Annotated in this window: 7 protein-coding genes; 3 read left to right on the forward strand and 4 right to left on the reverse strand. The window is 65.5% G+C overall.

The window, feature by feature from the left end; all coding sequences use genetic code 11:
* A partial coding sequence (locus CVO76_RS10375; RefSeq protein ID WP_244185885.1) for a DEAD/DEAH box helicase occupies positions 1-2,436 on the forward strand: 2,436 nt, incomplete at its 5' end.
* Positions 2,437-2,450: 14 nt separating this feature from the next.
* Here CVO76_RS10375 and CVO76_RS10380 read toward each other — a convergent pair.
* The 3 genes from CVO76_RS10380 to CVO76_RS17560 all read right to left on the reverse strand — a co-directional run bounded on the left by CVO76_RS10380 (position 2,451) and on the right by CVO76_RS17560 (position 3,539).
* Positions 2,451-2,837, reverse strand: coding sequence for an Rv3654c family TadE-like protein (locus CVO76_RS10380; protein WP_244185887.1), 387 nt, complete (start codon positions 2,835-2,837; stop codon positions 2,451-2,453).
* On the reverse strand, positions 2,830-3,132 hold the full coding sequence (locus CVO76_RS17355; RefSeq protein WP_244185889.1) for a TadE family type IV pilus minor pilin: 303 nt from the start codon (positions 3,130-3,132) through the stop codon (positions 2,830-2,832). Before CVO76_RS17355 ends, CVO76_RS10380 begins: the two co-directional genes overlap by 8 nt.
* Positions 3,133-3,425: 293 nt before the next feature.
* Positions 3,426-3,539: a DUF4244 domain-containing protein gene (locus CVO76_RS17560; RefSeq protein WP_208741783.1), complete on the reverse strand. Its 114-nt coding sequence runs from the start codon at positions 3,537-3,539 to the stop codon at positions 3,426-3,428.
* A 746-nt stretch (positions 3,540-4,285) separates the two neighbouring features.
* On the opposite strand from CVO76_RS17560, the gene CVO76_RS10395 reads away from it, so the two are divergent.
* Complete coding sequence (locus tag CVO76_RS10395) at positions 4,286-5,713, forward strand: hypothetical protein (protein ID WP_208739178.1); 1,428 nt, start codon at positions 4,286-4,288, stop codon at positions 5,711-5,713.
* A 510-nt stretch (positions 5,714-6,223) separates the two neighbouring features.
* Positions 6,224-6,901, forward strand: coding sequence for a hypothetical protein (locus CVO76_RS10400; RefSeq protein ID WP_208739179.1), 678 nt, complete (start codon positions 6,224-6,226; stop codon positions 6,899-6,901).
* Positions 6,902-6,965: 64 nt separating this feature from the next.
* Here CVO76_RS10400 and CVO76_RS10405 read toward each other — a convergent pair whose 3' ends face one another.
* Positions 6,966-8,156, reverse strand: a complete 1,191-nt coding sequence (locus tag CVO76_RS10405; RefSeq protein ID WP_208739180.1) for a phage major capsid protein — start codon at positions 8,154-8,156, stop codon at positions 6,966-6,968.
* Positions 8,157-8,610: the final 454 nt, after the last annotated feature.

The raw sequence follows: 8,610 nt of genomic DNA on the forward strand, positions 1-8,610 counted from the left end.
CTCGGAGGGGGGCCCGACCCTGAGCAGCTGCTGCATGTCCGCGAGATCCCCGCGCGCGAGGCCGAGCACGAACCGTGGCCCGAATGGGTGCACCCCGACGTCGTCGATGCCTTCGCCGCCCGCGGCGTGAGCGAACCGTGGCGTCACCAGGTGGAGGGCGCCACCTCGGCCCACGACGGGGAGCACACGATCATTGCGACGGGCACCGCGTCCGGGAAGTCGCTCTGCTATCAGCTGCCCGTCCTCGACGAGATCCACCGCAGCGAACTGCTGGACCGCGCGACGCTCGCCCCCACCGGCTCGGTGGCCCTCTACCTCGCTCCGACGAAGGCCCTGGCCGCTGACCAGCTCGCCGCCATCAACGCGCTGGGACTCCCCACGGTCCGGGCGGAGACGTACGACGGCGACACCGAGTCGCCTGCGCGGCGGTGGATCCGCGACCACGCGAACATGGTGCTGGCGAACCCGGACATGCTCCACTACGGGATCCTGCCCAACCACACGTGGTGGGCCCGGTTCTTCCGCCGCCTCAAGTACGTCATCATCGACGAGGCGCACAGCTACCGTGGCGTCTTCGGCTCGCATGTCGCGAACCTCCTGCGACGCCTGCGGCGCGTCTGCGCGAGCTACGGGGCGGATCCGGTGTTCATCGGGGCGTCCGCCACGTCGGCCGAGCCCGCCGCCTCCTTCGCCCGGCTGATCGGCGCTCCGACCCGGGCCGTGGACCGGGACAGCTCTCCGCACGGCTCCACCACCGTCGCCTTCTGGGAGCCGGAGCTCACGGGAATGAAGGGTGAGAACGGCGCGGCGACGCGACGGACGGTGATCGCCGAGACCTCCGACCTGCTCGCCAACCTCGTGTCCTCCCATGTGCGGACCATCGCCTTCATCAAATCGCGGCGGGGCGCGGAGAGTATCGCGCAGACCTCCCGGCGGATGCTCGAGGACGTCCATCCGAGCCTCCCCCACCGCATCGCCGCCTACCGCTCGGGATACCTGCCCGAGGAGCGCAGGGCCCTCGAGGCAGCCCTGCGCAGCGGTGAGCTGCTCGGTGTCGCGAGCACCTCGGCGCTGGAGCTCGGCATCGACATCTCCGGTCTCGACGCCGTGCTCGTGGCCGGCTGGCCCGGCACCCGGGCCTCGCTGATGCAGCAAATCGGCCGCGCCGGCCGCTCCGGGCAGGACGCGATCGCCGCATTCGTGGCCAGCGACGACCCCCTGGACACGTACCTGGTGCACCACCCCGAGGCCGTCTTCGACCTCGCCGTCGAAGCCACCGTCTTCGATCCCTCCAATCCGTATGTGCTGGGGCCGCACCTGTGCGCCGCAGCCGCGGAGCTCCCGCTGACAGACGCCGACCTCGTCCTGTTCGGCGCGACGTCGGAGGAACTGCTCGGCACCCTGTGCGACCAGGGCTTCCTGCGGCGCCGTCCCGCCGGATGGTTCTGGACCCATCCCCAGAGTGCCGCCTCGATGGTGAACCTGCGCGCCGACGGAGGTGGGCCGATCAACATCGTCGAGGCGGAATCGGGCGCACTCCTCGGAACCATGGATTCGCCGCAGAGCCACTACCAGGCGCACCCCGGGGCGGTGTACGTCCATCAGGGGCGGACCTACGTGGTGCAGGAACTCAACGAGCAGGACCACTGCGCCGTCGTCGCACGGGCCCATCCCGACTACTACACGCAGGCACGGGACGTCACGCAGATCGAGGTGATCGGCCGGGACGTCAGCCGGCTCTGGGGTGGGGTCCTCGCCAACTTCGGCGACGTGAAGGTGACGACCCAGGTGGTGTCCTTCCAGCGCAAGGCCTTCTCCTCCAACGAGATCCTCGGTGAGGAACCGCTCGAACTCGAGGCACGGGATCTCTTCACGAAGAGCGTGTGGTTCGAGATCAGTCCGGAGTTGCTGGAGGCGGAGGGCATCCTCGCGGAGGAGCTCCCCGGGGCGCTCCATGCAGCGGAGCATGCGGCGATCGGCCTGCTCCCGCTCGTCGCGTCCAGCGACCGCTGGGACATCGGCGGAGTGTCCACCGCGCTGCACGCCGATACCGGGATGCCCACCATCTTCGTGTACGACGGCCACCCCGGCGGCGCCGGCTTCGCCGAGCGGGGCTACGAGGCCGCGCGCACCTGGTTGTCCGCGACCCGTGACGCGATCGAGGCCTGCGAGTGTGAGTCGGGGTGCCCCTCCTGCGTCCAGTCGCCGAAGTGCGGCAACCGGAACAATCCGCTCAGCAAGGGTGGTGCCGTGGCGGTCCTCTCGCTCATCCTGAACCAGGCCGGTGCCGCTCCCGGTGCCGGTCCGGCCCGCGTATCGGACCCCGGCCACGATGCGGCTCCGGCCACCAGCGGCGCATCGATCTCCGCGTCGACCTCCCCGAGGTCCGCGTCTGCGGCGTCCGATCTGGAGGATCAGCGGACGGACGCCGGGTAGTCCCTGGGTGACGCTCACGGAGGCGGCCCGGCCCGGGCTGCGCCGAGGGCGTCGGGAAGCGGGCCGGCGACGCCGACCGAGACCCGGACCAGCGCGGTTCCGGGGCCCGCCCCGCCGATCGTGCAGTCCTGCACCCTGGCCCCGTGGCGTCCAGCGACGCTCGAGGCGGCCGCGCAGGGGTCCCCGGTGGCGAGTCCTCGCGCGACGTCCGCGGCTGCGAGTGCCGCGAGGTCGGCCGCGGTCGCCGCTTTCGATGCAGCGGACGCCGCCTGGAGCACCAGGACTGCTGCTGCGATCAGGAGGACTGCTACCAGCGCGAGGCCCGCCATCAGCAGCGTCCCGGCCCCACTCTCGGCATCGCGGCTCCGCCCTGCGCCGGCGGCCGCCCCACTCCTATCCACCGTGTTCCTCCTTCCCCAAAGCAGTGGCCGTGAGTTCGATCCCCATCAGGTCCACGACGGGTCCCTCGACCTGTGCCGTCACCTCGACGGTGGTCCATCCCGAGTCCGTCGCCACCCGCACCCTCGCGGTGGGCCCGGCGAGACGCTGCACCGTCTGCTGGACTGTTCCGCTGCTTTCGCCCCGCATCGCCTCGCGTGCTCCGGCACGTGCGGCTTCCTCCAGCCGTAGCTGGACGGTGCCGACATGGGCGGTCCCGAGCAGCAGCGCGAGGAGGACGACCAGGGCGGGAAGCACGACGGCGACCTCCGCCGTGACCGAGCCGCGCTGACCGCCGTCGGAGGTCCTGGCGGTCTCCTGGCGCAGACCCTTCCGACGAGCACTCGGCCTTCCAGGAGCCCCATCCGAGGGGTCCGGTGCGCGCTGGTGCTGCAGGCCATGCGGCTCGTGCGGCTCGTGCGGCTCCTGCGGGTTTCGCGGTGTGCGCGGGTCGCCTGGCTCGTCGGTACCGCTCATCAGATGACGTCCACGATGACACTCGTCCGGTGGTCCTGCGGGGTCGCGTCCCGGCCCGCCCCGGCCGGTCACCATCAGCCGAAGTTCAGCGCCGACGTGATCAGGGACATGAGCAGTCCCTTGATCTCGCCGCTCGACAGGACGGCGACGAGGAGCGCCGCGAAAGCGACGGCCGCGAGCGTCGCAATGGCGTACGCGGATGCTTACCCAAGTAACTCGTTGCGAAGCGAGAAATGCCGGGTCGGACCTGCAAGTCCACCCGGCGCGGCAATCAAGCTGACACTTGGATTGCAGGCTCAAGCGTATCCGCTCGCGCCCGCCATGCACAGTGCCCTGCCCCGATGCCGCAGCCGGCACGAGGGCAAGCCGACAGACACAGCTCCTGCGTCACCTGGTGAGTGCCGCGCGTCGATCCGTCAGAGGGATACCAACACCCGTGCATCAGCGCCGTAGACCCGGCGCTGATGCTTTCCGAGTAGCACGGCGTCCTGGTCAAGGCAGGCCCGGCAGGACACTACGCAGGCGGCCACAGACGGCCCGCGGCGGCACGCGCTACGCATCCCGGCCCTGCGAGCCCGCGAGTAATCCCCGTAGCTCCTGGCACGTGTCCTCCGTCTTTGTACGGCACCAGTTCACAGTCAGCCCGCCACCTAGGGCTGACTGTGAACCAGCCGAGCATTACCGGCACGTTGGCACAGCAGCTACCAGCCCATCGGTCACCACCGGCACCTCGTAGCTCCTGATCGTGCGACCGATCGTTCCGACGGCAGAAGCCCCAAAGCCACCCCAACAACTAGGGCTGATTTTATTTCCTCCCGGATCTTGCCCGGGAGGATCTCCCGGGCAAGATTGTCCTCGCGCCCTCGTAGGATTAGGTGGTTGCTCAGCGCATGGGCCGCGGCAACAGATTATGGACGAAACAGAGGGGGGCTCAATGGCCGAAAAACCGAGCGATGCAGTGCCGGAGGGCGAATCCAGCGCAGACGCGCCTGCTTACGAATTCACTGATCTACTATTTGACCTATTGAGCCAGCAAGCGGAGATTCTCTACACCGCTGAGTACGTGGAGTCTCACGAGTCCGAGATCGACAACGCAATGGAGCGCACACGGGTCACCGCTGCTATCGAGTTCCCACATGTCGACCCAGAGGTGTTTGACATGGTCTGGGACTACATCTCTCGTGAAGAGGAAGCGGCCGAGGACTCCGATAAGAACGGTGATGGACCTGCGGACGGTGACCGGCCCGCAGACGGTGACCGGCCCGCAGACGGTGACCGGCCCGCGGACGGTGACGAACCGGCAGATGCCCGCCTGATTGCATTGGTGGAAATCTTTAAGAGGTTACCGGACGACTGCCGTCGCGAGTACTTCAGCCTGCTGTTGTCTGGACATTTTCGACCAGCTCAGGGTGGACCGCGCATGCTGTCGATGCTGCTGACTAACCTGATCGGGGATTTCGAGGTTCTGCTTAGCAACCTGATGCGCATCCTGTTCAAGATGCACCCCGGGGCAATCACCTCGCCTGATAAGGGCTTCGCCTTTCCCGACATAGTGAAGTTTGAGTCCATGAAGGCGTTCAAGACGCACGTCATGGACAGGGCCATTGACCGAGCCCTGTATGACGGGTACGCGGAGTGGCTGGATACCTTGAGCTCGAAGTTCGGCATCACGATTCCGGGCATGGCAGTGAACGACTTCATCCTCGAAGCTTTTCAGCGGCGGCACATCGTCGTTCACAACGGAGGTCGGGTATCCCAGCAGTACATCGACAAAGTGCCGAAAGCCTTCCGAGACGTTCCGCTAGGCACTGAACGCCCTGTTGACGTGAAGTACCTCCGCCGAGTGGCAGACCATCTACTTGTCGTAGGGATCTCCTTGGTATGCGTCTCAGGCTTGAAACAACTGACGGACAAGAACCACAAGCGCATCCTGGAGACTCACGCAGCCAACATCCTCTACAAGCTTCTACTAGCGCGTCGGTTTGAGCCAGTACGTGACGTCACGGCTGAGTACACCTCAAAGACCTTCACCGACACATCGGCGGGGTACCGCTGGGACGTGAACGGCTGGCTGGCTCGGAAGTACCTTGGGGAGTTCGACAAGTGCAGGCGCAAGGTTGAGCAATGGGATACGGAACCGCTCGTTCCCATCTTCAAGCTTGCCAAGCTGGCCCTTCTCGACAGGCACGAAGAGGCCTTGGAGATTGGTAGGCCACTGAGGGGCACGGAGGAGCTGTCGGAGTGGTTCTGGACGTCGTGGCCTTTGCTCGAAGGTGTCCGTGCGTACGAGGTTGAGCAAGCTCTCAGCCAAAAACGTGCTGCAGCTGGCAATCCTGGTGCTACATTAAGTGAACCGCAGTGACCAACCGAGGAGCAGAAAATGTGCAGCCCCGATAACAAGCGTTGAGCGTCTAAGCCTCGAACGGAGCCGTGAAGGATCACGGCTCCGTTCTCTTTTAACCTGCTGTAAGTGGGAGTGCCCGCACGAGAATCTTGAAGCAACTGATCCCCACGCGCGCGACCCCCTCCCCTACGTCGGAGGGGGAGGGACTCCTCCCGGCACTCGGGGCCAGCAGACGATGACTCGACGATTCGACCCCCCCCTTCCCTATGGGGCGAAAAACGAGGATCACGCGACTGGACTTGCCGTATCGCTGCATAGCGACCGCTGCGTAGGAGGAGCTGCCAAGCCTCAGGTGTAACGTCTGTGCTCGTGCGCAGAACTAAACCAGCGAGACCACGTCACCTCCTCACACTCGTGTGCCTCGTAGTCATCACCGTCGCGCTCTTCGCATATGGGATCTACTTTGCTGTGGAGTCCGACACTCAGGAGACCTTCTGGAGCTCGGCAGTTGGCACCGCTCTAGGAGGGATGGTTGCGGTAGTCGCTGCCTTTTGGTTTTGGATAGTCGACCGCGATGCAGTAACGGAACGTCAGATGACCAGTCTTTCGCACAGTGCAGCGCGCGAGATCGTCGTTCTCAATCAAAAGTTGCGGGGGGCGACAATTGGTCAAATTTACGATGACCAGGGCTGGCACCCTCAGCGCCTAAAGGCGGATGTGGACAGACAGGTGCTTGACCTCATTGAGCAGTGCGAGGTCCAGCTCAGTTGGTTGCATGATGCACGCCTCGAAAAGGATTTAAGAAAAGCCTTCGACTTCTTAGATACTGACGGCATGTTCGCGGCGTACATACAGCCTTGGAGACCCTATGAACGCCGCGTACGCGAGATCACCTCGTGGGTGGACAGGAAGTTGCAGCAGCACGTCAGTTCCGTCAGGAGTGATCCTGGTGCCCTACCTCACTACGCTGCTTATGCAGACGCATGGGAAACAGTCAGCGATGAGCGAGAACAGAATTATGCGGACCAGGAACGGTACGAGCTCTTCGCACGAGCGGAGGATTTCGCGAGGGACAAGGGGCGGGTACTCCCACCGCTGCCGAAGAATGCACCGACCGTCCACCTGAATCAAAAAGCCGACCGATCAGTCGTCAAACTAGGGCGGGCAAGGTGGAGGCGGGGCCGCTGGAGTCCGGCGTCCCACTAGCGCCCACGCCTCACGCCTTGCTCCGCGTCCTACATTGGCAACTTCTCGCTCACAGTATTCGCACCTACGGCGTAAGCATAGGCAGCGTGAATTCCACGACGCCGGAGGGCTGAAAAACGGAAACGCTGAATCGGCCCTCAACGCGCGCTTTCACTTGGTTGCGGTCGAAGAGTTCGCCTGCGTCGCTCCACTTCGTTTCGATACCGGCGAGGTCCGTATCCACGGCCAAGGTCGAGGCGTCAAAGATCAGCCCGGTATTTACCGGCACCGTGGTGGAGAGCACGACCTGCACACCCCACAGCTTCCGCGCGGCACGGTCCACGGGGCCGGCGAGGTCGAACGCGCCTGACGCGTTGCGCGCCGTTTCCATGTCAGCCCACGCACCGGGAGACAGCACGATCACGGACGCGTCATGGCCGGCCGCTTCGAGCTTGGTAATGCCGGCGCGAACCGTCGTCACGCCATCGGCGGACGCGGCCTGCACTTGGATACCCGACGTGGCCAGGATGCCGCGAAGGTGCCCGGCCATGCCGTCGCCATTGAGGACTTCGGCTTCCACCGCGGCGTTCAATCCAGCAAGCATCTCGTCGGCTACGAACCGTTCCAGGCTCGCGACGTCCTGCAGCAGGTACTTGTCCACGGGGTCCGACAGGTGAGCGAAAACCCGGAGCTCGCCGGGCACTCCTTCGACGGTGTAGAGGCTGGTCGGCTTCACCGCGCCTGGCGCGACAATCGCAGCGCTATTCTCCCGCCGTGTCTGGCGCAGGAACTTGAAGGTGGGCGATTCGTGCTGGATGACCGGCAGGACTTCCAGCAGCGAGGCCGGCACCCGGCCCATGCTCGCGACGTCGCCTTGAAGGGGAACCGGGGTCACGATCGACCCGGAGTCCGTGAGGGCCTTACGGCCGAACCTGTCGCCGGTCATCATCTTCCCGGCGATGGCCCGGGCTGAGTCCTTCCGGCCAGCACCGGTCAGCGCCAGGCGCTTCGCGCCGCTCCCAGACCCGCCGCCCGGCCCGAAAAGGTCATCGCCCAGCTTCCGCACTTGCTCGGATACGTTGTCGTCCACGTCGAGCTGCCGGAGCCGTTCCAGGCCCGTCTTCGCTTCCGACATCGCGCGGCCGTAGTCCGCCAACTCGTCGGCGGTCATGTTGCGGTTGTCGGCTTCGGCCTTCGCGGCGATATCCGTTGCGCGCTTCGCAGCAGCAGCAGCAGCAGCGGCCCGGATAGTTTCCTTGCGGGTATTTGTGCTCATGGTTTAGCCCTCCCAGGGCAGGAAAGCGCGCCCCGTATAGGCAGGGGTCAGCGCAGGAGTGAATAAAGGAACCGGAGCCGTTACGACGCGGAAGCATCACAGCGACGGCGGGCCCTTATCCCCCGCTAAGGGGACCTCAGGCCGGCCGGCGGGATCGTCGGCGGAACTTGCACACGGCGGGACAGCCGGGCCAGGTAGACGGCGGCTGATCAGTGCCGGCCGGCTCGTGGCCCGTGTCCCTCACGCTGCCCCGCATGCCGGGCCAACCTAAGAGACTTGACGGCTACGCCCTCATCTCCTTATTGACCCGCGCACTCGAAAGCGGCGTTACTGTAACTTTAACCTTCAACCGTGCCGCCTGTCTCGCCGCCTCACGGCTCATTCCTCCAATCACGGGCGTCCCAGTCCCGGAGAGACTCGGGGGTAGCTGACACCGCCTCCGACCAGTCCAACC

The sequence above is a fragment of the Arthrobacter agilis genome (assembly GCF_002953615.1).
Taxonomy (GTDB): Bacteria; Actinomycetota; Actinomycetes; order Actinomycetales; family Micrococcaceae; genus Arthrobacter_D; species Arthrobacter_D agilis_B.